The organism is Mesorhizobium sp. SEMIA396, assembly GCF_024518615.1.
Taxonomy (GTDB): Bacteria; Pseudomonadota; Alphaproteobacteria; order Rhizobiales; family Rhizobiaceae; genus Mesorhizobium.
On the sequence record NZ_JANIFC010000003.1, the window covers coordinates 458,938 to 484,429 of the forward strand.

Below are 25,492 nucleotides of genomic sequence, written 5' to 3' on the forward strand. Positions count from 1 at the left end.
GGCGGGCCCGTGCTCGTCTCTTCTCCCCAGTGGGGAGAAGGTGGCCGCGAAGCGGCCGGATGAGGGGGCTTCGTGAGGCGAGGCCCCCGATATCTGGTGCAATAGAATCCGACCCCAGGGAATTCAATCTTAGCCGGTCCCATGCGACAAGGCATTCTGATCTGAGACGAATGCCATGACCCTTACCGGATTCCTCGCCTACAGCGCCGCCCTCGGCATCGCAGCCGCGATCCCTGGTCCCGGCATCACCGCGCTGGTCGCGCGTGCGCTCGGCTCCGGCTTCCGCTCGTCGCTGGCGATGTCCTTTGGCCTGATGGTGGGCGACATCACCTATCTGACCGCCGTGGTGCTTGGCCTCGCCTTCGTCGCACAGAGTTTCGGCATGGTTTTCCTGGCCATCAAATGGCTCGGCGTCGCCTATCTCGCCTTCCTCGGCTGGCGCTTCTGGAACAGCGGCATCACGCCCGAGACCGTCGAGGCCCGAACGGGCAGCGCGGGATTGCTGTCGAGCTTTGCCGCCGGCCTGACTGTCACGCTCGGCAATCCGAAGACGATGATCTTCTATCTCGCCATCACGCCGACCATCGTCGACCTGAAAACCATCACGCTGGCAGACTATGGTATCCTCGTCGCGCTGACCGTTGTCGTGCTGTTGGTGGTGCTGGTGCCGTATCTTGCGCTGGCTGCCAAGGCGCGCTGGTTCCTGAAATCTCCGCGCGCGCTCAAGGCGCTGAACCGCACGGCTGCCGGCTTCATGGTCGGTGCTGCTGCAGCGATTGCCGCCCGCCAATAGCGAGCTTTCGGCCAAAGCATTTCGCAAACAGGCCTTTGCGGGAAATGCTTTTCCGAGACGGCACTGTTTTAGACACAGGTCCCACTCGGATATTTTCAATCGACAGTCTATCTTGCACGGTCGAAGGTCCTATCTTGCCTGCAATTCCACTTGCCTGAAATCCTTACTCGCCTGAAGTTCTGGGAGCGAAACAAATGAAGAAGCCCGCCACATCAGCCCGCGTGCCCGGCCGCGGCCGCGTCTACGATTCCATCACCGACACGATCGGCGATACGCCCCTGGTGCGGCTCGACAAGTTCGCCCGGGAAAAGGGCATCGTCGCCAATCTCATCGCCAAGCTCGAATTCTTCAATCCGATCGCCTCGGTCAAGGACCGCATCGGCGTGGCGATGATCGAGGCGCTGGAGGCGTCGGGCAAGATCTCTCCCGGCAAGACCACGCTGATCGAACCGACGTCGGGCAACACCGGCATTGCGCTTGCCTTCGCCGCTGCCGCCAAGGGCTACAAGCTGATCCTGACGATGCCCGAAACGATGTCGATCGAGCGCCGGAAAATGCTGGCGCTGCTGGGCGCCGAGCTGGTGCTGACAGAAGGCCCGAAAGGTATGAAGGGCGCCATCGCCAAGGCCGACGAACTGGCAGCGACGATCCCCAACGCGATCATCCCGCAGCAGTTCGAGAACCCGGCCAATCCAGAAATCCATCGCACGACGACGGCCGAGGAAATCTGGAACGATACGCATGGCGAGGTCGACATCTTCGTCGCCGGCATCGGCACCGGCGGCACCATCACCGGCGTCGGCCAGGTGCTGAAGAAGCGCAAGCCCTCCGTGCATGTCGTCGCCGTCGAGCCGGACTCCTCGCCTGTTCTGTCGGGCGGCCAGCCCGGCCCGCACAAAATCCAGGGCATCGGCGCCGGCTTTGCGCCCAAAATCCTCGACACGACGATCTATGACGAGATCGTCAAAGTGTCGAACGAGGATTCCGTGGCCAATGCCCGCCTCGTCGCCCGCCTCGAAGGCGTGCCGGTCGGCATCTCTTCGGGCGCCGCCCTGCAGGCGGCCATCGTCGTCGGCTCGCGGCCGGAGAACAAGGGCAAAAATCTTGTGGTGGTCATCCCGTCCTTCGCCGAGCGTTACCTGTCGACAATCCTGTTCGAGGGGCTGGGATCGTAGTCCGACGCTTCTTCGTGACCAAGCTGGCCCGCTGAAAAAACGCCCGTGGCCGCCATCGGCGGCTTGAGCGCCACACCGCTTCCGGTTCATATCTCCCCCGGCCTGCTTTGCGCGGGCCGGGGGAGAATTTATGTACAAGCTTTATACCCGTCCCGGCAGCGGCGGCTTCGTGGTCGAGGCGGCGCTGGCGCTGGCCAATGTACCATTTGAGCAGATCGACGTGCCGAAGACCGACCGGCCCGATCCCGCCTTCCTCGACATCAGTCCGTTGAACCAGGTGCCGGTGCTGACCTTGCCGGACGGAAGCTCGATGACCGAATCGGCAGCGATCTGCATCGTGCTTGCCGAGCGACACCCCGACGCCAATTTGGCGCCGGGAGCAGAAGCGCCTGCCCGCGCGGATTTCCTGCGCTGGATGGCCTTTATGTCGTCTGTTCTCTATTCGGCGGTGCTGCGTTTCTACTACGCATACCGCTACACTGCCGATCCCGAAGGCACCAAGGCGGTCAAGCAGGCGGCCGTGGCAGAGATGGACCGCGGCTTTGCCGTTCTCGATGCCGCGCTCGAAGGCCGTGACTGGCTGGTCGGTGACCGGATGTCGCTGGCCGACATCTATCTGGTCATGCTGGTGGCCTGGTATCCCGACATCGACAGCGCGCGGACGGCATGGCCGAACATCGAACGCCTGTGGGCGCGGCTGCGCGACCATCCGCTGATGAAGACGCTCAACACCTCGCACGAGATGTGGCCGGGCTGAAGCTCAATTTCTGAGCACCGCTCTTTTTCCTTGCAGGAACCGGCGCACCGCCGGGTCGCGCTCGAGGCCGATCGCCCGGTCATAGGCTTCGCAGGCTTGCGGTACCTGACCAAGCCTGGCCAGGAGACCGGCGCGTGCGGCCCAATAGGGCTGGTACTCGTCAAGCCGCTTGTCGTCGCCCAGCACGTAAAGAGCCGCCAATCCGGCCACTGCGCCCTCGGCCTCGGCGATCGCCACCGCGCGGTTTATCGCCACCACCGGCGATCCTGCGATCGAAAGCAGCGCGTCGTAGAGTTCCTGGATTGCCACCCAGTCGGTGCGGCCGGTGAGCCTTCGTGCCGCATGCGCGGACTGCACGGCCGCCTCAAGCTGGTAGCGGCCGATGACGCCCTTGGCCGCTGCGTGGGAAAGCAGCGCTTCCGCCTCGTCGATGAGGGCACGGTCCCATAGAAGGCAATCCTGCTCCGCCAACGGCACGAAGTCGCCTTCGGCGCTGCGCCGTGCGGCGCGGCGAGACTCGGCAAACAGCATCAGCGACAACAGGCCCAGTGCCTCCGGTTCCTCCGGCATCAGCGAGGCCACCAGCCGGCCGAGCCAGATGCCTTCGGTCGCCAGGTTGCGGCGCCGCGTTTCGGTGCCGGCCGGATCGGACCAGCCTTCGGCGAAGGCGGCATAGATCGCCTCCAGCACCGCGTCCAGCCTTTCGCCGAGTTCGGCCCGCTCCGGCACGCGGAACGGAATGCCGGTTTCACGGATGCGGCTCTTGGCCCGCACCAGGCGCTGGCCCATGGTTGCGGGCGAGACCAGGAAGGCGGAGGCGATCGTCGCGGCGTCGAACCCCAGCACCGTCTGCAGAATGAGCGGCGAACGCACGCTCGATTCGATCGCCGGATGGGCGCAAGCGAACATCAGCCGCAGCCGATCGTCGGGCAGGTCTTCCTCGGTCATGCGTTCCTCCGCCTCCTGCGCAATCAGCTTGAGATGCTCGCGGCCGGCCTCGCTGGTGAGCCGCCGCCGCACCGCATCGACACGGCGCCGCCGCGCCACCGCCAGCAGCCAGGCTTCCGGCTTTTCCGGCACGCCGGTTCGCGGCCAGCGCTCGAGGGCGGCGGCAAAGGCATCGGCCAGCGCGTCCTCGGCGGCGGCCACGTCGCGCGTGCGCGCAGCGAGCCAGGCGACCAGCTTGCCGTAGCTCTGCCGGGCGGCAGCCTCGGCGGCCGCCCGGGCGTTCTCGGAGCGACTGTCCATCACATCGTCATTTCTCAGACAGGTACTCGGTCAGTTCCCAGATCGGCCGCAGCTCGACAGTGCCGGCGCTGGCCGCCGGGCAGCGCGCCGCCCAGGCGATCGCGGCGTCGGCATCCGCAGCCTCGATCATGTAGAAGCCTGCAAGCTGCTCCTTGGTGTCGGCATAGGGGCCGTCGAGGACGTTGGTCTTGCCACCAGCCACCCGAACCGAGGTGGTCGCCTGACTCGGGCGCAGCCGGTCACCGGCCAGCCACGCGCCGGATTTCTTCAGGGCCTCAGTATAGGCGCCATAGGCGGCACTCATCTGGTAGGTCGCCTCGGCCGGGGCATTCGCCATCGCGGCTTCGTCGGCGTAAATCAAAATCATGTATCGCATGGTCTTCTCCCGTTGTTTCGAAGGCCGCGTCGTTGCGAGCCGGACGTATGTCGCGCGGCAGCGCACGATTTCGACAGGATGCGGAAAACTTTCCGCTCCGACGGATTTTTGTGCAAGCCGCCATCTGCTTCCCGATCTCTCAACCGTTCGTCTAACGAGCACAATTGCGGGTTGGCATTTCCGGCCCACTGTCTAAACTCGCCCCGGTTCGCACCTGGGAGGCGGTGCGGTCGTCGATATTTCAGGGAGGGAAATCGGATGTTTCATTTCAGAACGAAACTTGTTGCAGCCGGCGCTGTGGCGCTGTCACTTGGCCTTGGCGCTGTGTCGGCAGGAGCCCAGGAATTCATCAACGTGCTGACCGGCGGCACATCCGGCGTCTATTATCCGCTCGGCGTGGCGTTGTCGGAAATCTACGGCAAGGGCATCGAAGGCGCTCGCACCCAGGTGCAGGCGACCAAGGCTTCGGTTGAAAACCTCAATCTGCTGCAGCAGGGCAAGGGCGAGATCGCCTTTGCGCTCGGCGATTCCGTCAAGATGGCCGCCGAAGGCAATGCCGAGGCCGGTTTCCCAGGCAAGCTCGACAAATTGCGCGGCATCGCCGCCATCTATCCCAATTACATCCAGATCGTCGCCAGCCAGGAGTCCGGCATCAAGACGCTGGCCGACCTCAAGGGCAAGAGCCTGTCGGTCGGCGCACCGGCGTCGGGCACCGAACTCAATGCGCGCGCGATCTTCGCCGCCGCGGGGCTGAAATACGAGGATCTCGGCCGGGTCGAATACCTGCCCTTCGCCGAATCGGTCGAGCTGATCAAAAACCGGCAGCTCGACGCCACTCTGCAATCGGCCGGACTCGGCGTCGCCTCGATCCGCGACCTCGCCACCTCGGTGCCGATCAATGTCGTGGCGGTGCCGGCCGAGGATGTTGCGAAGATCGGCTCGCCCTATCTTTCGGTGGTCATTCCCAAGGGTACCTATGAGGGCCAAAGCGAGGATGTCGCCACCGCCGCCGTCGGCAATTTCCTCATCACCCGCGCCGATGTCTCCGACGAGATCGCCTATCAGATGACCAAGCTGATATTCGACCATCTCGACCAGCTTGCCGCGGCCCATGCCGCCGCCAAGGCGATCGACCAGGCCAAGGCGCTCGACGGCATGCCAGTGCCGCTGCACCCCGGTGCGGAACGGTATTACAAGGAGAAGGGATTGTTGAAGTAGCGGAGCATGGCTCGGCTATCGGAGATGCACTCGCCAGGCGTCCCCCTCTGCCCTGCCGGGCATCTCCCCCTCAAGGGGGGAGATTGGCCGTCACCATACCTTTCGCCATTCGCTAGCGTTGCAGAACGTGCGCAGACACCGACGCTGCTGATCTCCCCTGAGGGGGAGATGTCCGGCAGGACAGAGGGGGGCGCCTCGCACTACACTTCGCTCCTTCTGGAGACAGTCGGATGAGCGAAGCATCGTCTGGAACAACGACCGACGGCAAATCCACCACCTTCCATCTGCCTGCCGTCGAAGAACAGGTCGAAGGCCTGCCACCCGGCTTCGGCGACGGCATCGCCGGCAAGGCCGCCTTTCTCATCGCCGTCGCCTTTTCCGTGTTCCAGATCTATGTCGCCGCCTATGGCAGCATGCCGAGCCAGGTGGTGAGGGCGATGCATGTCGGCTTCCTGCTGCTGCTCGGCTTCGGCCTGATCGCCAATCTGCGCGCCAAGAGCATGCCGGCCAAAGCAGCGTTCTGGGCGCTCGGGGCGCTCGGCTTCGGCACCGGCCTGTACAATTGGGTGTTCTACACCGACCTCATCCGCCGCTCCGGCTTCCTGACCACGCCGGATCTCATCGTCGGCGCGGTGCTGGTGGTGCTGGTCTTCGAGGCGGCGCGGCGGCTGATGGGGCTGCCGCTGGCGATCATCGCCTTCATCTTCCTCGCCTACTGCTTTTTCGGCAACCATCTGCCGCCGCCGCTCGTCCATCGCGGCTATGATTTCGCCCAGCTGGTCGACACCTTCGCCTACGGCACCGAAGGCATCTACGGCACGCCGATCTATGTCTCGGCCGCCTACATCTTCATCTTCGTTGTCTTTGCCGCCTTTCTCGAACGCGCCGGCATGATCGCGCTGTTCAACGATTTCGCGCTGGGCCTTGTCGGCACATGGCGCGGCGGCCCGGCGCAGGTCTGCGTGCTGTCGTCGGCGCTGATGGGCACCATTTCCGGCTCGGGAGTCGCCAATGTGGTGGCCAGCGGCCAGTTCACCATCCCGCTGATGAAGCGCTTCGGCTTCCGCTCGGCCTTTGCCGGTGCCGTCGAGGCGACCTCCTCGATGGGCGGCCAGATCATGCCGCCGGTGATGGGCGCGGTCGCCTTCATCATGGCCGAGACGCTGAACGTGCCTTATGCCGATGTGGTCAAGGCGGCGATCATCCCAGCGCTGCTCTATTTCGGCGCGTGCTTCTGGCAGGTGCATCTGGAAGCCGGCAAGGCCGGGCTGCACGGCATGGCCAAGGCGGACCTGCCCAATCCGTGGGACGCGGTGAAACAGCACTGGCCGCTGGTGCTGCCGCTGGCAGCGCTCGTCTACCTGCTGTTTGCCGGCTACACGCCGATCTTCGCCGGCACGATGGGCCTGGCGCTGACCATCGTGCTCATCCTCGGCACGCCGCTGGCAGCAGCGATCGGTCCGCTCGCCTTCCGCATCGTCTTCTGGATCGCGCTCGGGCTTGCCGCCGCTTCGTTCATGAAGTTCGGCGTCAATCTCCTCGGCGCCGTCATCGCCGCACTGGTGGTCGCCTGCTTCACATTCAAGGGCGGCCGCGAGACGCTGCGGATCTGCGTCGACTCGCTCGCCGAAGGGGCCAAGAACGCGCTGCCGGTCGGCATTGCCTGCGCCATCGTCGGCATCGTCATCGGCACGCTGACGCTGACCGGCATCGCCTCGACCTTCATCGGCTGGATCATCTCCATCGGCGAGAACAATCTGTTCCTGTCGCTGTTGCTGACCATGCTCACCTGCCTGGTGCTGGGCATGGGCATCCCGACCATTCCCAACTACATCATCACCTCGTCGCTGGCCGGGCCGGCGCTACTCGAGCTTGGCGTGCCGCTGCTGGTCAGCCACATGTTCGTCTTCTATTTCGGCATCATGGCCGATCTGACGCCGCCAGTGGCGCTGGCCGCCTTTGCCGCGGCACCCATGGCTAGGGAAAGTGGCCTGAAGATCGGCATCCAGGCGACTAAACTCGCCATTGCCGGCTTCGTCGTGCCGTTCATGGCGGTCTACACGCCGGCTCTGATGCTGCAGGACGCCGGGCCGATCGCCGCCCAGTTCGGCTATCCCGTCGAGGTCGCCTACATCGTCGCCAAGGCCTGCATGGGCATCGTGCTGTGGGGTGCCGCCGCCGTCGGTTTCCTCGCCAGCCGCATGGCATTGTGGGAACGGCTCATCGCCTTCGCGGCCGGCGTGCTGCTGGTCGCCGCGGTGCCGCTGACCGACGAGGCCGGCTGGGCGCTGGCGCTGGCCTGGATCGGCTGGCACTGCTTTCGTGCGCGGCAGGCTTCAGCCAAAACATGAGCCTTTGCATCCTGGCCGCCGGCAAGATGGTGACGTTCTCCGTCGCCGCCTTTACGCTGTCCTGGACGCATTCGGTGGAACGGACGCGCTGGGAGGAAGACTGGAAGGTCACGCCTATCGGCCTGCAGCTGGTCGAGGCGCGGGTCAAGAGCTCGGGCGCCGGCATGGAGCCATCGGAAGGCGCGGTGCTGAAGAATGGCTGGTGGGCCTACACGCCCACGGTCGGCCCACAGCGGCGCGTCATACTCGCCGCCTCTGGCGCAACCGGCGACGGCTGGACGCTGTGCTCGGTTCAAGGCTGCCGGGAATTGGGCAAGGGGGCCGGCGACGCGATCGTGCTGAAGCCGTGCGAATCCACCGGTTCGAGCCAACCGCGATAACGCCCGATCAATGCGCTGAGCGGCGGCTCGTTCTCCAGCAGCCACATCCTCAGTCAAGGAACCGCTCGCGCAGCTCCGGAGAAGGAACCTCGCAGCTGTCCTTCCTGCCGAACAGCGCGTAGCGATTCCTGGCAACGCGCTCATAGAGCCAGTCGCGCAGCGGGCGCGGCAGCAGCAGCAGCGTTTTTGCCGCCCGCCAGGGCCAGCCGAGTTCCGCCATGACAGCGACGAAGCTGTCGAGCCGCGTGAAGGCGACGCCGTCGATCAGGACGAGGTTGGTTTCGTAAGAGTCCGTGCGCAGTCCATGCTTCCGAAACAGCGTTTCACCGAAGGGCGACTGCGCGGTGGCGAAGCGGAAACGGCCTTGGCGATCGAGCCTGACCACCATGCGCACGAAGCCGGAGCAGAGCACACAGACGCCATCGAAAACGATCAATCGATGGCGTGCGTCGAGAGTTGTTCCGGAGGGACGATTTGACTGGGGTCGACTGGGTTGGGAATGGTCGGTCACGCTGGCCTCGGCTGCTCGTGTCCTATGACACTAAGCCGGCCAGCGTCGGTATCAAAGCCGTGGCGATGTCGCACGGCGCCTGTCGGCGAGAGCGGGACGCTCGGCGCGATAGGTGGTGGCGCGGGTAGAGGCGGCCGGCCTGCAGATCCTGCTGTTGTGGCGATTTTCGAAAGCCATGATCAGTGCGCGCCCAGCGAGTTGCCGCGACGGGCGCAAGCAGGGCCGGGGCCGCGCATGTAATAGCGCTCGGGCCGATAGGTCGGCGCGACGAATTCGCGGATGGCGGCGGCATAGCCGATGAGGTGCGCGAGGAAGTTCATTACCCTTGTCCCTGTCCCGATTTTCGGATGTCCCTTCCGAATTGCGGTCATCATAGCGTCGAGGCGTGAATAGTCGGTGAACGTGATGTTAATATCTGGTCGAAAATGCCTCGCTTCGTGGCTGGATTGCGGCTGATTCGGGGTCTTTCCGTGCAGTTGGCCGGCATTCCGGCCAATGTGACTTTTGCATCACATATGTTTCGTTTGAATGTCGCGCGCGCGCGGTTCTGTTTCAACTTTTGCCGCGCCCGCGAAATTCAGGTGCTGGCGGCCATAAGGCCTCGGGCGCGCCCTTGGCATCCAGATCGGTCCGTGAGCGCGGAACTGGAGCGCGGTCTGTCCGTTCTCACCTTCATCTGGTTGTGGAAGGGAGATATCATGGCGCCGCGTCCGGCCTGGAGAGGCTATTTAAAGCTTTCGCTGGTCACCTGTGCCGTCGAACTCACCAATGTCGTCACCCACACGGAGCGGGTCTCGTTTCGCATTCTCAACCGCAAGACCGGCAACACGGTGAAGCGCCTCTATGTCGATGCCGAAACCGGCAAGCCTCTGGGGGAGGATGACGAGATCAAGGGCTATGAACTCGACGATGGCGATTTCATCCATATCGAGGAAGACGAGATCGAGGCGGTGCAGATCGAATCCTCGCACACGATGGCGCTCGACGGTTTCGTCGACAAAGCTTCGATCCAGCAGATCTATCTCGATACGCCCTATTATGTCGCGCCGGCCGACAAGGTGTCGGAAGAAGCGTTCGCCGTCATTCGCGACGCGATGGCGGGCAAGAAGATGGCCGGGTTGGCGCGTATCGTGCTCTACCGACGCGAACGGCCGGTGGTTATCGAGCCGCTCGGCAAAGGCATGGTGCTGACGACGCTGCGCTACGACAACACGGTGCGCCAGCAGGACACCGTCTTCGGCGACATCGAGTCGGTGAAGACCGATCAGGAGATGACCGACCTCGCCGAGTTGATCATCGACAAGAAGAAGACGAAGTTCGATCCCTCGAAATTCGACGACAAATACGAGGACGCGCTGCTGGAGCTGATCCGCGCCAAGAAGGCCGGCCACAAGGCGCCGAAGGCCAAGGCGGCGCCCAAGCCTTCCAATGTCGTCAATCTGTTCGACGCGCTGAAGAAGAGCCTGTCAGATTCCGGATCATCGAAAAGGTCTTCGTCGGCGAAAGCCAAGCCGGCGGCCAAACGCGCCAAGCCGAAAGCCAGCGCGCCCAAACGCAAATCGGCCTGAGGAACCCAACGGATGGCCAGCCTCGAACAATATCACTCCAAGCGCGATTTCAAGAAAACCGCCGAACCGGCCGGCAAGGTCGCCCGGACCAAGCAGGGCGGCGCGGGCGGCATCTTCGTCATCCACAAGCATGCCGCGACGCGGCTGCATTACGACCTGCGCCTCGAGCATGACGGCGTGCTGTGGAGCTGGGCGGTGACGCGCGGCCCGAGCCTTGATCCGCATGAGAAGCGACTGGCCGTGCATGTCGAGGATCACCCGATCGACTATGCGCCGTTCGAGGGCACCATTCCCAAGGGCGAATATGGCGGCGGTTCGGTCATCGTTTGGGACGAGGGCACCTGGACCCCCGAGATCGACCCGGCCAAGGCGATGAAGAAGGGCCATATCAGCTTCGAGCTCAGGGGACACAAGCTGCATGGGGCATGGCATCTGGTGCGACTGAAGCCGCGTGCGGGTGAAAAACGCGACAACTGGCTGCTGATCAAGTCGGACGATGCCGCCGCGCGTCCTGGCGAGGACATCCTCAAGGAGGCGCCGGAATCGGTGAAGTCGGGCCTGACGATCGAGGAGGTCGGCGAGGGCAAGGCCGCGAAGGGTGAGAAGCCGAAGGTCTGGCATTCCAACAAGCCGGCCGCCGGCAAGACGAAGGCCGCGGGCAAGAAACTCGACTTCATCGAGCCGCAGCTGGCCACGCTGGAGCGCGATGCGCCGCCGGGCAAGGACTGGCTGCATGAGGTGAAGTTCGACGGCTATCGCATGCAGGCGCAGATCGCCGGCACCGATGTGCGGCTGCTGACCCGGACCGGCCTCGACTGGACGAAGAAGTTCGGCGGCGAGATCGTCGCGGAGCTGGCCGGGCTGAAGTGCAGCGACGCCATCATCGATGGCGAGGTGGTCGTGCTCGCCGACAGCGGCGTCTCGTCTTTCGCGCTGTTGCAGCAGGATCTGTCGGCGAAGCGGACAAATCGCTTCATCTATTACGTATTCGATCTGATGCGCCTCGATGGAAGGGATTTGCGGCGCGAGCCGCTGGTCGAGCGCAAGCAGGCCTTGCAGGATTTGCTCGGCAAGCAGTCCGACAATCCGGCGGTCCGCTTCAGCGACCACTTTTCCGAACCCGGCAAGATCATGCTGGAGCATGCCTGCCGGATGGGCCTGGAAGGCGTCGTCTCCAAGCGTGCCGATGCACCCTATCGCAGCGGCCGCGGCCCGACCTGGGTGAAGTCGAAATGCACGGCGCGGCAGGAATTCGTCATCGGCGGCTATCTGCCGTCGGACAAGACCGGGCGCGGCCTGCGCTCGATCCTGGTCGGCTTCCACGAGGGCGGCAAGCTGCATTATGCCGGCCGCGTCGGCACTGGTTTCTCCGGCAAGGGCGCCAACGAGCTGAAGGCAAAACTCGATGCATTGACGGCAAAGACATCGCCCTTCTCCACCGCCGTGCCGAAGGGCAAGGGCCTGGTCTGGGTCAAGCCCGAACTTGTCGGCGAAGTGGAGTTTCGCAGCTGGACCTCGGACCGTATAATACGCCACGCCTCGTTCCAGGGATTGCGCGAGGACAAGCCGGCGGAGGAAGTCGTGCAGGAAAAGCCCAAAGCGTCGACAGGCAAGACATCGACAGGCAAGAGCACGGCCAAGCCGGCATCGGGTGGCAAAGCCGCCGGATCGATGACGACCACGGTAAAACTCTCGCATCCCGACAAGCTGCTGTGGCCGGATGAAAACATCTCCAAGCAGGGCCTGCTCGACCATTACGCGCAGGTTTGGCCGCGCATGGAACAGTTTGTCGTCAACCGGCCGCTCAGCCTGGTGCGGGCGCCGGACGGTGTCGGTGGCCAGCGTTTCTTCCAGAAACATGCCTCGGCCGGTATGAGCGACAAGATCGCGCGCATGAAGGATCCGACTGACGGCGAGGAGATCTTGTACATCCGGGATTTCGATGGTGTCGCCGCACTGGTCCAGTATGGCGTGGTCGAGATCCACATCTGGGGGTGCACGATCGACGAGATCGAAAAGCCCGACCAGATCATCTTCGATCTCGATCCCGATGAAGGTATCGACGTGAAAGCGGTCCGCGAGGCGGCACTCGATATCAGGGGCAAGCTCGACGAGCTGTCGCTGCCGAATTTCGTCAAGACTTCGGGCGGCAAGGGTTTTCACGTCATGGTGCCGCTGAGACCAGCGGCGGATTGGGATGAGGTCAAAACCTTCGCCCATGATTTTGCCCGTGCGCTGGAGCAGGGTGCCCCCGACCGCTACACGGCGACGCTGTCGAAAAAAGCGCGCACTGGAAAGATCTTCGTCGACTATCTGCGCAATGGCAGGGGCTCGACGACGGTCGCGCCCTATTCGTCACGCGCCAAGAAGGGCGCCACCGTGTCGATGCCGGTGACCTGGCCAGAGATCGAGGCCGGCTTGGCGCCGAACGCTTTCCCGATCGGCGGCAAGACTACGCTGAAACAGCTGGCGAAAGCCGATCCGTGGTCGGATTTCTTTAAGCAGGGCAAGGCTCTGAGGCGGGGTTAACGCTTCGCCCGTTCAAGACAGAAACACCCTCTCAAACGCCTGTCTACCCGGCGGCGAGAAGATCACCGCGCGGCTGTCCTTCTCGCGGCGCGCCCATTTCTCGGCCAGGATCTTCTCGAGGATGGCGGCGCCCAGCGTGCCGGCGAGGTGCGAACGGCGCACGCTCCAGTCGAGGCAGGCGCGGCACACCGGCCGGCGCGGCTTGGTATAAACGTCGATGCCTATCGCCGCGAAATGCGAAGCCGCCGATGGCCCGAGCCTGATCTCCTGTTCGTCGCGGACCAATACGTTCTTGGCGACGAGCCGATCGAGCATCGCCACCGCCTGCTCGCCGGCGAGGTGATCGTAGCAGACGCGCGCCACCCGCATGGCACCATCGCGCGGACCGGGGCGCACACGCTTTGGACCGACGGCTTCCGCGACGCCTGTGATGGCTTCGATCATGCCGGCCACCTGCGGTCCGGCGAGGCCGTAATAGCGATGCCGGCCCTGGCTCGCCACCGTGAGCAGCCCACCTTCCATCAGTTTGCCCAGATGCGAGCTGGCGGTCGGCAGCGAAACGCCGGCCTCGAGCGCCAGTTCGCTCGCCGTCAGCGCCGTGCCGCCCATCAGGGCATTCAGCATGTTTGCCCGTGCCGGGTCGCCGACCAGGCTGGCGATGCTGGCGATGTCGGGTCCTTCACGCATAGTTCGTTCCTCATCGAAGCGTTCTTGTCAGATAATCACTATTCTCAGGTGAGATCAAGGAGACGACGATGGCCGCACGAACCGCTTTCCCCTCAGCCTCGCTCCCCAGCCGTCAATTCTTCCCGTTCGTCACCTGGCTGCGTTCGCGGCTGCTGGCCCGCTGGTATGACCGCCATTTGCAGCGTCTGGACCTTGCCGAGATGGATGATCATCAGCTGCGCGATCTTGGGCTAACGCGGCAAGACGTGCGCCGCGAATGCGCGAAGTCCTTCTGGCAGCCCTAGCAGACCAGACGACACAACGTTTCGATGCCGCTCGAACTATCGACGCACCCCAAGGAGACCACAATGACCATCACCTGCTTCATCCGCTACGAGATCGACCCGTTCGGCAAGGCGGCCTTCGAGGAGTATGCGCGCAATTGGGGCCAGGCCATTCCACGCTGCGGCGCCGATCTGATCGGTTACTACGCGCCGCATGAGGGCTCGGCGACGACCGCGTATGCCGCCTACAACATCGAGAGCCTGGCCGCCTACGAAGCCTATCGCGCCCGGCTTGCCGCCGATCCCACCGGCAAGGCAAACTACGAATTCGCCAAGCGCGAGAGGTTCATCCTGAAGGAGGATCGCATGTTCCTGAAACTGGCCTCAGGCCCGCACGCGAAACTGGTGCTGCCGTGATTGCCGTGATCTTCGAGGTCGAGCCGGCGGAAGGCCGGCGCGACGCCTATCTGAGCATCGCCGCGGACCTGCGTCCACTGCTCGACGGCATTGACGGCTTTCTTTCCATCGAGCGTTTCCAGAGCCTGGCCGATCCGAACCGCATCCTGTCGCTGTCATTCTGGCGCGACGAGGAAGCCGTGAAGGCCTGGCGCAACACCGAGGAACACCGCCAGGCGCAGAAGGCCGGCCGGGGCGGTATCTTTGCCGGCTACCGTCTGCGCATCGCCCATGTGATGAGGGATTATGGACTGACGGAGAGAGACGAGGCGCCTAGGGATAGCCGGGCGGTGAATGGGTGAGTGGCAAGTTTCTTCCTTCTCCCCCTGTGGGAGAAGGTGTCGCCGCAGGCGACGGATGAGGGGTGTTCCAGGGAACGCCAACGTCTCACTCCGCTGGAACACCCCTCATCCGTCTCGGCGCTGCGCGCCGATCCACCTTCCCCCACAAGGGGGGAAGGGAAAAAACTATGCATTCCCGATCAGCACGCCGGCCGCGAACACCAGGGCGCCACCCAGCACCACCTGGAAGGCGGCACGCAGGAAAGGCGTCTGCATGTAGCGGTTCTGGACAAAGGCGATCGCCCACAATTCGAAGAACACCACCACCGCGGCAACCCCGGTGGCCGTCCAGAAATGCGGAATGACATAGGGGAGCGCGTGTCCGAGACCGCCCAGCGTCGTCATGATGCCGACGGTCAGACCGCGCTTGATCGGCGAGCCGCGGCCCGACAGCTTGCCGTCGTCGGAAGCGACTTCGGTGAAGCCCATCGAAATGCCGGCGCCGATCGAGGCGGCAAGCCCGACCAGCAGCGTCTGCCAGGTGTCGTGCGTGGCAAAGGCAGCGGCAAAGATCGGCGCCAGAGTGGACACCGACCCGTCCATCAGCCCGGCCAGCCCTGGTTGCACATAGGTGAGGATGAACTGGCGCTGCTCGGCGCTGGCCTCCTCGGCCTTGACGGCGCCCGGCACATGTTTCTGTTCCAGCCGCTGCGCCAGGGTCTCATGGCCCAGTTCGGCCACCGCCAGATCGTCGAGCAGTTTTCGCGTCGAAGCATCTGCCGTGCGCTTGGCCGCCTCGACATAGAAAAGGTAGGCTTGCCGCTCCATCGCCTCGGCATGGCTGCGCACGTGCTCGATGCCGAGCGGCCGGACCAGCCAGTCGGGCTTGCGCTCGTAATAACCCTTCACATGTTCGCGCCGGATCAGCGGTATGCGCTCGCCGAACCGCTTGCGGAAAAGCTCGATCAACGCATCGCGATGGCCATCCTCTTCCTCGGCCATCTCCTCGAACACTTTTGCCGATTGCGGGAAGTTTTCCGTCAGCCCGTCGGCATAGGCCCGGTAAATGCGACCGTCATCCTCCTCGGAGGAAATGGCCAGCGCCAGGATCTCCTGTTCGGAGAGCGATTCGAAGGGGCGGCGGCCGAAGCCGAAAACACGGGAAAGCATGAGGAATTCACCCTAGTTTAGAATAGTTCTAAACTAGGGTTTTGAACACCTTCGGTCAATTGCGCGCTTGGGTCGCGGTCAAGAATTGTTGAAGCCCCACGCCCGCGGTGACTCTTCATTATCAGTGAATGTTCACCTATATTGCTGGACTCAAGCCAAGAACAAGGAACCGGCAGATGACGGCAAAACAGCCTCCGCACCCCTATGATCCCAAGCCCGTTCTCGATCTCATCGCCAGCATCGAGGCCGACCTGCAGCGCCTGAAGGGCCTGGTCGAGCAGCAGGTCGAGAAATTCGACCCCGCCAACCCGCACAACAAGGCGCCGGACGGCAAACTGACGGAGGAGGGCGTCGAGTGCTGCTACCGCATGTTCGACGAGGGCAAGTCGCGCTACTCGGTCGCCCAGCAGATGAAGATATCCTTTGCCGCCGCCAGCCACCGTTTCAACAACTGGCGCAAGCTGGGTGGGGGCAAGAGGCAGAGGACTTTGCTTGGCTAGATTGGGTGGCCAATTTGGCCGATCTCGGCGCTGCCCCCTCATTGCCCTGCCGGGCATTTCTCCCCGTAAACAGGGAGAAAGAAGCTGGCGGGAAGCGCCGCACCCCCTTGCAACGCTGAAGATTGGCGAAACCAAAGGCGACAGCGTCCTTCTCCCCGTTTACGGGGAGAAGATGGCGGCAGCCAGATGAGGGGCGGCGCAAACGCCGATCATGACTCGCTAAACTTTGTAACGGTCACATTTTTCCCATGGTGCGCCACCTCCCTTTGCGGGCATCATGAAGGGCAACATCTTCCCACAGGACCCACCATGACCACCCTTCCCGGCATCGCCGACATCCACGCCGCCGCCGCGCGTCTCTCCGGCTTGATCATCGAAACCCCCTTGATCGAATCGCAGGAGCTGAACAGACGCTTCGGGGGCCGCATCCTGTTCAAGCCGGAGACGCTGCAGCGTACCGGCTCGTTCAAGTTCCGCGGCGCCTACAACAAGCTGTCGTCGCTCAGCGCGGAGGAGCGCAGCCGAGGCGTCGTCGCTTTCTCATCGGGCAATCATGCGCAGGGCGTCGCCGCCTCGGCCGCGATGTTCGGCGTCAAGGCGGTGATCGCCATGCCTTCAGACGCGCCGGCGATGAAAATTGCCAATGTGCGCAAGATGGGCGCGGAGGTGGTCCCGTTCGACCGCTTTCGCGACGACCGCATGACCGTGATCCGTCCTTACATGGAAAGAGGCATGGTGCTGGTGCCGCCTTTCGACGATCCGGCCATCATTGCCGGCCAGGGCACGATCGGCCTCGAATTGATGCGCCAGGCAAAAGCGCTTGGCGTCGACCTCGACGCGGTGATCGTCCCCTGCGGCGGCGGCGGCTTGTCGAGTGGCATCTCCGTTGCCGTCAAGGATGCCTCGCCGAACACGGCGGTCTGGGCGGTCGAGCCCGAGCATTTCGACGACACCCGCCGGTCGCTGGCCGCCGGTGCAAGGGTTTCGAACGAGCCCGGCCATAGTTCGATCTGCGACGCGCTGCTGACCGCCGAGCCTGGCGTGATCACCTTCGAGATCAACCGCAGGAATCTCACCGGTGGCATCGCCGTCTCGGACCAGGCGGCGGCGCAGGCGATGCGCGACGCCATGGCCTATCTCAAGCTGGTGGTCGAGCCCGGCGGCTGTGTGGCGCTGGCGGCACTGTCATCGGGCGAGATCGAGCTGTCCGGCAAATGCATTGCCGTGGTGCTGTCCGGCGGCAATGTCGATTTCGGCACTTATGCCGGGATCATGGCGGCTGCTTGAGACGGCGATGTCCAAGGGTATCTGATATGGAGTATCTGGCGACAGGCTCCGCCTTGGATCACTCCTCGCCCGCCGCCAAATCGTCGCCGCGCTGAGCATGGTCATCTACCGCCCGCTCACGCGTTCCGAGCTGCCCGACGATACGGCATCCCTTGCCCGCACCCTCGTTGGCAAACTCGTGGTGCGCGAGCTGCCTGAAGGCATCGCCAGCGGCCGCATCGTCGAGACCGAGGCCTATGTGACCGGTGACGCCGCCGGACACGGTTACCGGGGGATGACCCCGCGCAACCGTTCGCTGTTTCTCGAACCCGGGCACGCCTATGTCTATCTCGCCTACGGCATCTCCTACATGCTCAATGTCTCGAGCGAGATGCCGGGGGTCGGAACCGGCGTGCTGATCAGGGCGCTCGAGCCACTCGAGGGCATTGCGATCATGCGGCTCAACCGCGGCGTCGAGCGCCTGCGCGACCTGGCGCGAGGACCGGGAAGGCTGGCCCAGGCGTTGCGGATCGATCGTTCGCTCGACGGGCTCGATCTTTGCCGCAAAGGCCCGCTATGGCTGGCAACCGACGAGCATCAAGCCGGCGACATCGCCCAAGGCGTCCGGATCGGCATTACAAAGGATGCCGATCGCCCGCTGCGGTTTTACGTCAAGGGGAGCGCCTTCGTCAGCGGCCCGAAATCGCTCAACGGTTAGTGGCAGTTACAAACCATGGAGATTGGCGAAAGCATTTCTCCCTTCCGCAAAGGCTGGTGCCAAGACTGGAGGTCGTGCGGCATCTAATCCAGCGTCCGCCTGAACCGCACCAGTGCCACGCCGGCAAACAAGGCCACGAACACCACCAGCCAGCCGATCTCCGTTGACACCGCCGGCAGTTCCGCGCCCTTCAGCATCACCGCGCGGGTGATGCGCAGGAAATGCGTCAGCGGGAAGATCTCGCCGAGGATTTGCGCCCAGTCCGGCATGCCGCGATAAGGGAACATAAAACCCGACAGCATGATCGACGGCAGGAAGAAGAAGAAGGTCAGTTGCAGGGCCTGCATCTGCGTGCGGGCGATGGTGGAAATCGTATAGCCGAGCAGCACCAGCGCCAGCACGAAGATCAGCACGGCGGTCAGGAGCAGCGACATCGATCCGGTGAAGGGGATGGCGAACAGCAGCTTCGCCGCCGCCAGCACCACCACCACCTGCACGCCGCCGACCGCCAGGTAGGGCAGCACCTTGCCCATCATGATCTCGAGCGGGCTGGACGGCATCGCCAGCAGGTTTTCCATCGTGCCGCGCTCGGTCTCGCGCGTCAGCGCGATCGAGGTCATCATCACCATGGTCATCTGCAGGATGACGCCGAGCAGGCCGGGCACGATGTTGTATTGCGAGATGCCTTCGGGATTGTAGCGCCGGTGTACGACGACATCGAGCCGACCCTTGGCGGCCTCGGCGGCGGCTTCCTGCGTGCCTTGCGCCCTCAGCAGCGCCTGGCTGGCGACTGTGCCGAGCGTCGAAATGGCGCCGCTGGCCACCGCCGGGTCGGTGGCGTCCGCCTCGATGAGTATCTGCGGGTTGCTGCCGCTCTCCACCCTCCTGGCGAAATCGGCGGGGATGGTGACGACGAAGGCGACGTCGCCGCGCGATATCAGGAACTCGGCCTCGGCGGCACTTTGCGCGACATGGTCGAAACGATAGTAGCCGGTGGTCTGCAGCGCCGCGACAATGGCACGCGTGTAGGGATCGTTGCTCGTCGCCACGAGTGCTGCCGGCAGGCTTTTCGGGTCGTTGTTGATGGCGTAGCCGAAAAGCACCAACTGTATCAGCGGCACGCCGAGCATCATGGCGAAGGTGATGCGGTCGCGCCGCATCTGGATGAATTCCTTGATCAGCAGCGCGCCAAGCCGGGCGAAGGAAAAGACGCTGTTCATGCCATGTTGTCCTTCGAGCCGGACATGAACTGGATGAAGACGTCCTCGAGGCTGGTTTCGCCGGGCGAAACTTTCACGCCCTTGTGCTCTTTCTCGACGTCGGCGAGTGCGGCTTCGAGCTTCTTTTTGTCGGAGCCGACGACATGCAGCGTCGCGCCGAAAGGCGCCACCTGGTCGACGCCGGAGCGGCCCTGAAGCGCTTCGGCGACCTGATCGAGCCGCGGACCCTGCAGCACAAACGTGGTCAGCCCGGCATTTCTCACCACCTCGGCGACAGTGCCGGTGGCCAGCATCTTGCCGTAGGAGATATAGCTGATGCGGTGGCAGCGCTCGGCTTCGTCCATGTAGTGGGTGGAGACCAGCACGGTCAGCCCGCCGCTGGCCAGGCGATGGATCTCGTCCCAGAACTCGCGCCGCGCTTTCGGGTCGACACCGGCCGTAGGCTCGTCAAGCAGCAGCAATTTCGGCTTGTGCATGATGCAGGCGGCCAACGCCAGCCGCTGCTTCCAGCCGCCCGACAAGGTGCCGGCCAGCTGGTTGCGGCGCGACGTCAGGCCGAGGTCCTCCAACGTGCTCGCGACATGCTCTTCGACCGGCTTCAGCCGATAGAGCCGCGCCACGAATTCGAGATTCTCGCCGATCGTCAGATCCTCGTAGAACGAGAATTTCTGCGTCATGTAGCCGACTTCACGCTTGATGCGCAGGCTGTCGGTGCGGATGTTGAAGCCGAGCACCGTGCCTTCGCCTTCGTCCGGCGTCAGCAGGCCGCACATGATGCGGATGGTGGTGGTCTTGCCCGAACCGTTGGGGCCGAGAAAGCCGACGATCTCGCCCTCGGCGACCGACATCGTCACATGGTCGACGACGGTCTTGTCGCCAAAGCCCTTGACCAGGCCGTGGACATCGATGGCGTTCATCTTGCACTGTCCGCGAGATCAACATCGACGATCTGGCCCGGCTGCAGCGGGCCGGCATCGCCCTCCGGCCGCGCCTCGACCAGGTAGACCAGCTTCTGCCGGTTCTCGAGCGAATAGATCACCGGTGGCGTGAACTCAGGATCGGGCGACACGTAGCTGACGCGCGCCTTCACATCCGGGCCGCAGCCGTCGCAATGGACGCCGAGCAAGGTGCCGACCTTGACCGAGGAGAAGGCGCTCTCCGGGACGTAGACGCTGAGCTTGACCGCGCCGTCGGGCAGGATCGAGATCACAGGCGCGGTCGGACCTGATGTATCGCCCGGATTGCGGATGACATCGTTGACGCGGCCCGGCGAAGGGGCTGCCAGCACCCGTTTCGACAGCCGCCACTGAGCTTGCTCCAAGGTAGCCTGCGCCTGCTTGACCTGATTGTCGGCGGCCTTGATCGTCTCAGGGCGCGCAGGCAGGCCGCCGACGGCGAGATTGGCATTGGCCTGGCCGACCTGCGCATTGGCCGTTTCCAGCGTGGCCGACGCGGTGTCGAAATCGGCTTGCGTGCCGGCGCCGCGCTTGAACAGATCGGCGGCGCGGTCGTATTTGCGCTTGGCGTCGGCGGCCTGGGCGCTGGCCATGTCGACCTCGGCCTTCAGCACGGCGATCTCTTCCGGCCGCTTGCCGATCTGCAGGTCAGCCAACTGCGCCTGCGCCTGGGCAAGGCCGGCCTGCGCCTGCGCCACCGCGATCTTGGCATCGGCACTTTCCAGCGTCACCACGGTCGTGCCAGGCACCACACGGTCGCCGCGCTTCACCGTGACGGTCTCGACCTGCGCCACCTCGATCGGTGCCAGCAGCACATAGTCGCCTTCGACATAGCCGACGGCCAGCGGGGCAGCCGGGGCACAGGCCGAGAAGAGCTGCGCGGCGAGCGGCAGCGAACACAGAAAGCTCATGGTCTTTGCCCCTTCATGCTTTGCTCTTTTTGGAAGCCAATATGGCCTTGAGATTACCCGATGTGACCGTCACCACCTTGGCCGCCTCGGCGGCGCCGATGTCTTTCCAGCCCATGCGGCGCATCACCGCCTCGCGGCCGATGCGGAAATAGATGACCTGGCCAATCAGCGTGAACACGGTGAGCCTTGTGGCCTCGCTTTCGGCGGGCTCGCCGGTCGCCTGTTCCCAGAGCTGGCACAGCCGGCGATGCGTCGGCTCGAAGACGCCGTCATAGATGCGGTCGAGGGCTGCCGTCGGATGCGAAAGCTCACGCAACACGAACTGCACGATCTCGCCGGCCTGCGGGCTGGCCACGACAAAGCCGACCATCCGCTCCAGCGCCGCGAAGAGTAGCGCTTGCGCCGCCTCCGGATTGGCTGGTCCCGGCGCAGGCGCCTGTACATTGCCGAGCGCCTGACCGGCTACACCCTGGATGGTCTCGACGATAAAGTCGGCGGCAGCGGCGCGAAGACCCTCCTTGCCGCCGAAATGATAGGCGATCGAGCCTATATTGGCTCGCGCCTCGGCGGCGATCTCGCGCGTCGAGGTGCCATCGAAGCCCTGCCTTCCGAACAGCTTCAGCGCCGCCTGGACAAGGGCCGCGCGCGTCATCTCGGCGGGCTCGCGGCGAAGAATTTTGGGCTCAGGCAGTTTGACCATGAGCGCAGTTTAATCAATCGATTGATTAAAGTCAACTTCTGTTCGTCATTATCTTGCCATCGACGGCGGCAAACGCTTTAGTGCCCGGCCATGGGCAAGGAAGTCGAACGAAAATTCCTGGTCACCAGCACCGCATGGCGGGAACTGGCCGAGGCCAATATCCGCATTCTCCAGTTCTATCTCGCTGCCGGCCCCGGGCGCACGGTGCGCATCCGCATCAGCGATGGCGGTTCCGCCAAGCTGACACTCAAATTCGGCAGCAAGGCGCGCGAACGCGACGAATTCGAATACTCGATCCCGCTCTCGGAGGCGGTGGAGATGCTGGACTTCGCCATCGGACGTGTCATCGAGAAGACACGTCACCATGTTAGGCACCGTGGCTATCTCTACGAAATCGATGTCTTCGGCGGTCCGCTTGCGGGACTTGTGATCGCCGAACTTGAGACGCCGGAGGACGTGCCGGACGAAATGCTGCCTGATTGGCTCGGCCGCGAAGTCACCGGCGAGTCAAAATTCTACAACGCGTCGCTCGCCCTTGGGGGGATACCGGAGATCGCCGCATGAGCTTTCGTATCGATCCGCGCCTGCCGCTGACCGGCGAGGTCAGGCGTATCCTTGCCGAGGAAATCGGCAAGGCGCTGCATCACCTTGACGCCGCACGGAGCCGGCCGGAACAGGCGCTGCACAAGTGCCGCAAGCGGCTGAAGAGCGCCCGCGCCCTGCTGCGGCTTGTTCGTTCCGGCGACGAAACATTCTGCGAGACCGAGAACCAGTGCTATCGCAATGTAGCCGGCCTGCTTGCCGGTCCGCGCGAGGCGACAGCGCTGATCGAAACCATCGACCGGCTGGCGGCGAGCTTTCCCAAGGAGAGCGCCGACGATGGGCTTACTGCTGCGCGCGACAGGCTGATCGCGCGCCAGCATGAACTGCACGAAGGCAGCGGGCTCGAGGCGGCGATCGGCGCGGCGACCGCCGCTTGCGAGGATGGCCTCAAACGCGTCGAAGCGTTGGCCTTGCCCGACCAGCCGGAACAGGCGGCCGACGTGCTTGCCGAAGGTGCCCGCGTCACGCTGCGCCGTGCCAGGAAGGCGCTCGACAAGGCCAGATCGCGGGGCGCGGCCGATGATTTCCACGATTTGCGCAAGGCGGCCAAGACCCACGGCATGCATCTGTCGCTGCTCGGCAGGCTGTGGCCGACACCGATCAAGGCCCGGCGCAAGGCGGTCGACGAACTGGGCGAGCGGCTGGGCGACCTGCACGATGTGCTGGTGATGCGCGCGTTGCTCGAGGCCGACGACCAGCCACTCGGGCTGCCCGAGGACACGAAACTTCTGGGCAAGCTGCTGAAGCGGTCGGAGAAGCAGCTGAAGAAGAGCTGCCTGGCCGAAGCGGCCGAGCTGTTCGGCGACAATCCCAAACGCTCGACACGCAAACTGGCCCGCAAGGCGCGCGACGATCTGGCTGCGCCGCCGGAAGAGGCCGCGGCATCGTAGGACGCTCTTCCTCGCGCTCCGGACGGGGGAGGAAGGCGTGCGCTAGCCCTCATTACCCGCCCATGCTAATCGCCATGGGGCATGACCGAGCCCGGCGACACGCTTCTGGATCGACTTGGCCGCTGGCTTGCCGGCCGGCTGCAGGGAGAATCGTCCGGCTACGAGCCCTACACTCCGTCCGATGCCGAAACGCTGCGCCGCACGCTTGAGCCGGGCGACATCCTGCTGATCGAGGGCAATCAGAAGATCTCGGCGGCGATCAAGTACCTGACCCAGTCGACCTGGTCGCATGCGGCCTTCTATGTCGGCGATGCCTTGCCCGCGCCGGAAGACGGCTCGGAACGGCCGCGCCTGATCGAGGTCACGATCGGCGAAGGCTGCGTCGCCGTGCCATTGTCGCGCTACCGCACCTACAACACCCGCATCTGCCGGGCGAGCGGGCTGGCGCCGGAGGATCGCGACAAGGTCGTCGCCTTCATGATCGGCAGGCTCGGCCTGAAATACGACCTCAAGAACATTTTCGACATGCTGCGTTTTTTCTTGCCCACACCGCCGGTGCCGGTGCGCTGGCGCCGCCGCATGCTGGCCTTCGGCTCCGGCGACCCGACACGGGCGATCTGCTCGACGCTGATCGCCGAGGCCTATGGCCAGATCCGCTATCCGATCCTGCCCGAAATCACCCGTGCGCCCGGCCGAGCCTCCGCGCAGTCGAACTATTCGCGCAAGGAAATCCTGCACATCCGCCACCACTCGCTCTACACGCCGCGCGATTTCGACCTGTCGCCCTATTTCCGCATCGTCAAACCGACGCTGGAATATGGTTTCGACTACCGGCAGATGGTCTGGGACGACAAGGTTGCCGATCCCGGGGCAAAGGCCGCCGAATAGACGCGATCAAATGAGTCCAACAGCATGGACGGCACGGCACGGGAGCGCGGCCCGGCAGGCGGCGCTTTGGCGTCAGTGCTTGCAAGCCGCAACGCGCACGTCCGAGGGAGTGGCGTCATAACGGCGGCGGAACGCCCGGTTGAAATAGGAAAGATCGTTGAAGCCGGCCTCGTAGGCGATCGCGGTGATGCTGCGTCCGGCATGGCGCGGATCGCCAAGCATGCGATGGGCACGCGCCAGCCGCTGGTTCATCATGAAATCAATCAAGGATGTGCCATCGCTCTCGAACAGCTTGCGGACATAGCGGGCCGACAGTCCGTGGCGGGCGGCGACGTCCCGCGCCGACAGGTCGACATGGCCACCATGCGCGACGATATCGGCCTTGATGGCGCGCAAGCGGGCAACGCTGACGCCACGGCCGCGTGCGATCTGGGCCGCATCCCTGGTCGCGCCCATGGCGAGTGCGGCAAGGTCGAAGACATGCGTCGCCGCAAGGTGACAGGCCTCCGCAGTCAACTCGTCTCCGACCTCCTGGATCGAGTTGATATAGTCGAGCAACAGCCGCATCGCCCCGCTTTGGGTCGGCAAGGGCCGCATAAGGACCGCTGCCGGATCGCCGATCAGAGGCGAAAGCTGCTTGCGCGAAAAACTCAGATTGATGAAGCGGAACCCGCCGGCGCCGATCAGGTTGAGGCCAACCTCGTCACCGCTCATCATCAGCGCCTGGCCGTTGCCGACCGCCTCCTCGCGGCCGCGGTGCTTCATCACGCTGCCCCCATCGAGGGCCGCCAGAAGAACGAAGTCGTCGTTGTCGATCAGCGACGATGTGCGATGCACCCGGAATTCCGATGAGCTGCCGGTGGCGATGCCGAGGCCCGGCAACGCGCGCACCCGCATGTCGATCTGCGCCGGCGCAAGCGGATCGAGGTCCACCCTCAGAACCGTGCGGCCGTAAACCTCGCGCGTAATCTCGACGCGATCCCGCTCCGGAAACATCTCCGTCGCCAGCCTGAACGAAGCTGACGGCCCCATCGTCGCAGTCATCGACACCCCCATGCCAAGAGCGCGGTCATATGC

Annotated in this window: 28 protein-coding genes; 17 read left to right on the forward strand and 11 right to left on the reverse strand. The window is 64.2% G+C overall.

Translation table 11 applies throughout. The annotated features are described in order from the left end of the window. Positions 1 to 175: 175 nt before the first annotated feature. The 3 genes from NP503_RS11675 (at position 176) to NP503_RS11685 (ending at position 2,725) form a co-directional block, all read left to right on the forward strand. Positions 176 to 793: a LysE family translocator gene (locus NP503_RS11675; RefSeq protein ID WP_127267552.1), complete on the forward strand. Its 618-nt coding sequence runs from the start codon at positions 176 to 178 to the stop codon at positions 791 to 793. A gap of 194 nt (positions 794 to 987) precedes the next feature. Continuing rightward, positions 988 to 1,968: a cysteine synthase A gene (gene cysK / locus NP503_RS11680; RefSeq protein WP_127267553.1), complete on the forward strand. Its 981-nt coding sequence runs from the start codon at positions 988 to 990 to the stop codon at positions 1,966 to 1,968. Between the two features lie 130 nt (positions 1,969 to 2,098). After that, a complete protein-coding gene (locus NP503_RS11685) occupies positions 2,099 to 2,725 on the forward strand; it encodes a glutathione S-transferase family protein (RefSeq protein ID WP_127267554.1) in 627 nt (208 codons plus the stop codon). A gap of 3 nt (positions 2,726 to 2,728) precedes the next feature. On the opposite strand, the gene NP503_RS11690 is transcribed toward NP503_RS11685, so the two are convergent. Both NP503_RS11690 and NP503_RS11695 read right to left on the reverse strand, forming a co-directional pair. Continuing rightward, complete coding sequence (locus tag NP503_RS11690; RefSeq protein ID WP_127267555.1) at positions 2,729 to 3,973, reverse strand: RNA polymerase sigma factor; 1,245 nt, start codon at positions 3,971 to 3,973, stop codon at positions 2,729 to 2,731. Positions 3,974 to 3,980: 7 nt separating this feature from the next. After that, a complete protein-coding gene (locus tag NP503_RS11695; RefSeq protein WP_127267556.1) occupies positions 3,981 to 4,349 on the reverse strand; it encodes a YciI family protein in 369 nt (122 codons plus the stop codon). A gap of 258 nt (positions 4,350 to 4,607) precedes the next feature. Between NP503_RS11695 and NP503_RS11700 the strand changes: the two genes are divergently transcribed. The 3 genes from NP503_RS11700 (at position 4,608) to NP503_RS11710 (ending at position 8,298) form a co-directional block, all read left to right on the forward strand. Then, positions 4,608 to 5,567 carry a TAXI family TRAP transporter solute-binding subunit gene (locus NP503_RS11700; RefSeq protein WP_127267557.1) on the forward strand — a complete coding sequence of 320 codons (960 nt, stop codon included), beginning with the start codon at positions 4,608 to 4,610 and terminating at the stop codon, positions 5,565 to 5,567. A gap of 230 nt (positions 5,568 to 5,797) precedes the next feature. After that, positions 5,798 to 7,918, forward strand: coding sequence for a TRAP transporter permease (locus NP503_RS11705; protein ID WP_127267558.1), 2,121 nt, complete (start codon positions 5,798 to 5,800; stop codon positions 7,916 to 7,918). Next, positions 7,915 to 8,298 carry a DUF1850 domain-containing protein gene (locus NP503_RS11710; RefSeq protein WP_127267559.1) on the forward strand — a complete coding sequence of 128 codons (384 nt, stop codon included), beginning with the start codon at positions 7,915 to 7,917 and terminating at the stop codon, positions 8,296 to 8,298. The genes NP503_RS11705 and NP503_RS11710 overlap by 4 nt, the downstream gene beginning before the upstream one ends. Before the next feature lie 49 nt (positions 8,299 to 8,347). On the opposite strand, the gene NP503_RS11715 is transcribed toward NP503_RS11710, so the two are convergent. Beyond that, positions 8,348 to 8,734, reverse strand: coding sequence for a thiol-disulfide oxidoreductase DCC family protein (locus NP503_RS11715; RefSeq protein ID WP_256754965.1), 387 nt, complete (start codon positions 8,732 to 8,734; stop codon positions 8,348 to 8,350). Between the two features lie 254 nt (positions 8,735 to 8,988). Continuing rightward, entirely contained in the window at positions 8,989 to 9,129 is a 141-nt protein-coding gene (locus tag NP503_RS11720; protein ID WP_013528645.1) for a hypothetical protein, read from the reverse strand. Positions 9,130 to 9,507: 378 nt separating this feature from the next. Here NP503_RS11720 and NP503_RS11725 point away from each other — a divergent pair, with 378 nt between their 5' ends. Together NP503_RS11725 and ligD are read left to right on the forward strand one after the other, a co-directional pair. Next, a complete protein-coding gene (locus NP503_RS11725; protein ID WP_127268915.1) occupies positions 9,508 to 10,377 on the forward strand; it encodes a Ku protein in 870 nt (289 codons plus the stop codon). A 12-nt stretch (positions 10,378 to 10,389) separates the two neighbouring features. Further along, positions 10,390 to 12,906, forward strand: a complete 2,517-nt coding sequence (gene ligD / locus NP503_RS11730) for a DNA ligase D (protein ID WP_127268906.1) — start codon at positions 10,390 to 10,392, stop codon at positions 12,904 to 12,906. Between the two features lie 12 nt (positions 12,907 to 12,918). Here the strand turns inward: ligD and NP503_RS11735 are convergent, their stop codons facing one another. After that, a complete protein-coding gene (locus tag NP503_RS11735; RefSeq protein ID WP_127268908.1) occupies positions 12,919 to 13,593 on the reverse strand; it encodes a helix-turn-helix transcriptional regulator in 675 nt (224 codons plus the stop codon). 68 nt (positions 13,594 to 13,661) lie between these two features. Between NP503_RS11735 and NP503_RS11740 the strand changes: the two genes are divergently transcribed. The 3 genes from NP503_RS11740 (at position 13,662) to NP503_RS11750 (ending at position 14,614) form a co-directional block, all read left to right on the forward strand. Further along, on the forward strand, positions 13,662 to 13,877 hold the full coding sequence (locus NP503_RS11740; protein ID WP_127268910.1) for a DUF1127 domain-containing protein: 216 nt from the start codon (positions 13,662 to 13,664) through the stop codon (positions 13,875 to 13,877). A 63-nt stretch (positions 13,878 to 13,940) separates the two neighbouring features. Continuing rightward, positions 13,941 to 14,273, forward strand: a complete 333-nt coding sequence (locus NP503_RS11745) for an NIPSNAP family protein (protein WP_127268912.1) — start codon at positions 13,941 to 13,943, stop codon at positions 14,271 to 14,273. After that, positions 14,270 to 14,614, forward strand: coding sequence for an antibiotic biosynthesis monooxygenase (locus NP503_RS11750; RefSeq protein WP_127268914.1), 345 nt, complete (start codon positions 14,270 to 14,272; stop codon positions 14,612 to 14,614). Before NP503_RS11745 ends, NP503_RS11750 begins: the two co-directional genes overlap by 4 nt. Positions 14,615 to 14,779: 165 nt before the next feature. On the opposite strand, the gene mbfA is transcribed toward NP503_RS11750, so the two are convergent. Beyond that, positions 14,780 to 15,763, reverse strand: a complete 984-nt coding sequence (gene mbfA / locus NP503_RS11755) for an iron exporter MbfA (RefSeq protein WP_127269751.1) — start codon at positions 15,761 to 15,763, stop codon at positions 14,780 to 14,782. Between the two features lie 176 nt (positions 15,764 to 15,939). On the opposite strand from mbfA, the gene NP503_RS11760 reads away from it, so the two are divergent. The 3 genes from NP503_RS11760 to NP503_RS11770 all read left to right on the forward strand — a co-directional run bounded on the left by NP503_RS11760 (position 15,940) and on the right by NP503_RS11770 (position 18,247). Continuing rightward, complete coding sequence (locus NP503_RS11760) at positions 15,940 to 16,263, forward strand: hypothetical protein (protein ID WP_023813492.1); 324 nt, start codon at positions 15,940 to 15,942, stop codon at positions 16,261 to 16,263. A 309-nt stretch (positions 16,264 to 16,572) separates the two neighbouring features. After that, positions 16,573 to 17,550, forward strand: coding sequence for a threonine/serine dehydratase (locus tag NP503_RS11765; RefSeq protein ID WP_127269749.1), 978 nt, complete (start codon positions 16,573 to 16,575; stop codon positions 17,548 to 17,550). Between the two features lie 97 nt (positions 17,551 to 17,647). Further along, on the forward strand, positions 17,648 to 18,247 hold the full coding sequence (locus NP503_RS11770) for a DNA-3-methyladenine glycosylase (RefSeq protein ID WP_127268432.1): 600 nt from the start codon (positions 17,648 to 17,650) through the stop codon (positions 18,245 to 18,247). A gap of 83 nt (positions 18,248 to 18,330) precedes the next feature. On the opposite strand, the gene NP503_RS11775 is transcribed toward NP503_RS11770, so the two are convergent. The 4 genes from NP503_RS11775 to NP503_RS11790 are packed head-to-tail and all read right to left on the reverse strand — an operon-like array spanning position 18,331 to position 22,034. Then, positions 18,331 to 19,467 carry an ABC transporter permease gene (locus NP503_RS11775; protein ID WP_127268431.1) on the reverse strand — a complete coding sequence of 379 codons (1,137 nt, stop codon included), beginning with the start codon at positions 19,465 to 19,467 and terminating at the stop codon, positions 18,331 to 18,333. Further along, positions 19,464 to 20,384, reverse strand: a complete 921-nt coding sequence (locus NP503_RS11780) for an ABC transporter ATP-binding protein (protein WP_127268430.1) — start codon at positions 20,382 to 20,384, stop codon at positions 19,464 to 19,466. The genes NP503_RS11775 and NP503_RS11780 overlap by 4 nt, the downstream gene beginning before the upstream one ends. Further along, positions 20,381 to 21,334, reverse strand: coding sequence for an HlyD family secretion protein (locus NP503_RS11785; protein WP_127268429.1), 954 nt, complete (start codon positions 21,332 to 21,334; stop codon positions 20,381 to 20,383). Before NP503_RS11785 ends, NP503_RS11780 begins: the two co-directional genes overlap by 4 nt. A 13-nt stretch (positions 21,335 to 21,347) precedes the next feature. Then, positions 21,348 to 22,034 carry a CerR family C-terminal domain-containing protein gene (locus NP503_RS11790; protein WP_127268428.1) on the reverse strand — a complete coding sequence of 229 codons (687 nt, stop codon included), beginning with the start codon at positions 22,032 to 22,034 and terminating at the stop codon, positions 21,348 to 21,350. 90 nt (positions 22,035 to 22,124) lie between these two features. On the opposite strand from NP503_RS11790, the gene NP503_RS11795 reads away from it, so the two are divergent. The 3 genes from NP503_RS11795 (at position 22,125) to NP503_RS11805 (ending at position 24,415) form a co-directional block, all read left to right on the forward strand. Further along, positions 22,125 to 22,598 carry a CYTH domain-containing protein gene (locus NP503_RS11795; protein WP_127268427.1) on the forward strand — a complete coding sequence of 158 codons (474 nt, stop codon included), beginning with the start codon at positions 22,125 to 22,127 and terminating at the stop codon, positions 22,596 to 22,598. Then, entirely contained in the window at positions 22,595 to 23,527 is a 933-nt protein-coding gene (locus tag NP503_RS11800) for a CHAD domain-containing protein (protein ID WP_127268426.1), read from the forward strand. Before NP503_RS11795 ends, NP503_RS11800 begins: the two co-directional genes overlap by 4 nt. An 81-nt stretch (positions 23,528 to 23,608) precedes the next feature. Continuing rightward, positions 23,609 to 24,415, forward strand: a complete 807-nt coding sequence (locus NP503_RS11805) for a YiiX/YebB-like N1pC/P60 family cysteine hydrolase (RefSeq protein WP_127269745.1) — start codon at positions 23,609 to 23,611, stop codon at positions 24,413 to 24,415. 72 nt (positions 24,416 to 24,487) lie between these two features. Here NP503_RS11805 and NP503_RS11810 read toward each other — a convergent pair whose 3' ends face one another. After that, complete coding sequence (locus NP503_RS11810; protein ID WP_127269743.1) at positions 24,488 to 25,459, reverse strand: AraC family transcriptional regulator; 972 nt, start codon at positions 25,457 to 25,459, stop codon at positions 24,488 to 24,490. Between the last annotated feature and the right edge of the window lie 33 nt (positions 25,460 to 25,492).

Excerpts from the sequence above, each read along its gene's own strand:
- NP503_RS11760 (WP_023813492.1), top strand. The coding sequence starts at position 15,940 with ATGACGGCAAAACAGCCTCCGCACCCCTATGATCCCAAGCCCGTTCTC.
- NP503_RS11725 (WP_127268915.1), top strand. The coding sequence starts at position 9,508 with ATGGCGCCGCGTCCGGCCTGGAGAGGCTATTTAAAGCTTTCGCTGGTC.
- NP503_RS11705 (WP_127267558.1), top strand. The coding sequence starts at position 5,798 with ATGAGCGAAGCATCGTCTGGAACAACGACCGACGGCAAATCCACCACC.
- NP503_RS11710 (WP_127267559.1), top strand. The coding sequence starts at position 7,915 with ATGAGCCTTTGCATCCTGGCCGCCGGCAAGATGGTGACGTTCTCCGTC.
- NP503_RS11720 (WP_013528645.1), bottom strand. The coding sequence starts at position 9,129 with ATGAACTTCCTCGCGCACCTCATCGGCTATGCCGCCGCCATCCGCGAA.
- NP503_RS11805 (WP_127269745.1), top strand. The coding sequence starts at position 23,609 with ATGACCGAGCCCGGCGACACGCTTCTGGATCGACTTGGCCGCTGGCTT.
- NP503_RS11740 (WP_127268910.1), top strand. The coding sequence starts at position 13,662 with ATGGCCGCACGAACCGCTTTCCCCTCAGCCTCGCTCCCCAGCCGTCAA.
- NP503_RS11785 (WP_127268429.1), bottom strand. The coding sequence starts at position 21,334 with ATGAGCTTTCTGTGTTCGCTGCCGCTCGCCGCGCAGCTCTTCTCGGCC.
- NP503_RS11770 (WP_127268432.1), top strand. The coding sequence starts at position 17,648 with ATGGTCATCTACCGCCCGCTCACGCGTTCCGAGCTGCCCGACGATACG.
- NP503_RS11775 (WP_127268431.1), bottom strand. The coding sequence starts at position 19,467 with ATGAACAGCGTCTTTTCCTTCGCCCGGCTTGGCGCGCTGCTGATCAAG.
- NP503_RS11810 (WP_127269743.1), bottom strand. The coding sequence starts at position 25,459 with ATGACTGCGACGATGGGGCCGTCAGCTTCGTTCAGGCTGGCGACGGAG.
- NP503_RS11765 (WP_127269749.1), top strand. The coding sequence starts at position 16,573 with ATGACCACCCTTCCCGGCATCGCCGACATCCACGCCGCCGCCGCGCGT.
- NP503_RS11675 (WP_127267552.1), top strand. The coding sequence starts at position 176 with ATGACCCTTACCGGATTCCTCGCCTACAGCGCCGCCCTCGGCATCGCA.
- NP503_RS11735 (WP_127268908.1), bottom strand. The coding sequence starts at position 13,593 with ATGCGTGAAGGACCCGACATCGCCAGCATCGCCAGCCTGGTCGGCGAC.
- NP503_RS11780 (WP_127268430.1), bottom strand. The coding sequence starts at position 20,384 with ATGAACGCCATCGATGTCCACGGCCTGGTCAAGGGCTTTGGCGACAAG.
- NP503_RS11800 (WP_127268426.1), top strand. The coding sequence starts at position 22,595 with ATGAGCTTTCGTATCGATCCGCGCCTGCCGCTGACCGGCGAGGTCAGG.
- NP503_RS11745 (WP_127268912.1), top strand. The coding sequence starts at position 13,941 with ATGACCATCACCTGCTTCATCCGCTACGAGATCGACCCGTTCGGCAAG.
- NP503_RS11685 (WP_127267554.1), top strand. The coding sequence starts at position 2,099 with ATGTACAAGCTTTATACCCGTCCCGGCAGCGGCGGCTTCGTGGTCGAG.
- NP503_RS11795 (WP_127268427.1), top strand. The coding sequence starts at position 22,125 with ATGGGCAAGGAAGTCGAACGAAAATTCCTGGTCACCAGCACCGCATGG.
- NP503_RS11790 (WP_127268428.1), bottom strand. The coding sequence starts at position 22,034 with ATGGTCAAACTGCCTGAGCCCAAAATTCTTCGCCGCGAGCCCGCCGAG.
- cysK (WP_127267553.1), top strand. The coding sequence starts at position 988 with ATGAAGAAGCCCGCCACATCAGCCCGCGTGCCCGGCCGCGGCCGCGTC.
- NP503_RS11695 (WP_127267556.1), bottom strand. The coding sequence starts at position 4,349 with ATGCGATACATGATTTTGATTTACGCCGACGAAGCCGCGATGGCGAAT.
- ligD (WP_127268906.1), top strand. The coding sequence starts at position 10,390 with ATGGCCAGCCTCGAACAATATCACTCCAAGCGCGATTTCAAGAAAACC.
- NP503_RS11700 (WP_127267557.1), top strand. The coding sequence starts at position 4,608 with ATGTTTCATTTCAGAACGAAACTTGTTGCAGCCGGCGCTGTGGCGCTG.
- NP503_RS11690 (WP_127267555.1), bottom strand. The coding sequence starts at position 3,973 with ATGGACAGTCGCTCCGAGAACGCCCGGGCGGCCGCCGAGGCTGCCGCC.
- mbfA (WP_127269751.1), bottom strand. The coding sequence starts at position 15,763 with ATGCTTTCCCGTGTTTTCGGCTTCGGCCGCCGCCCCTTCGAATCGCTC.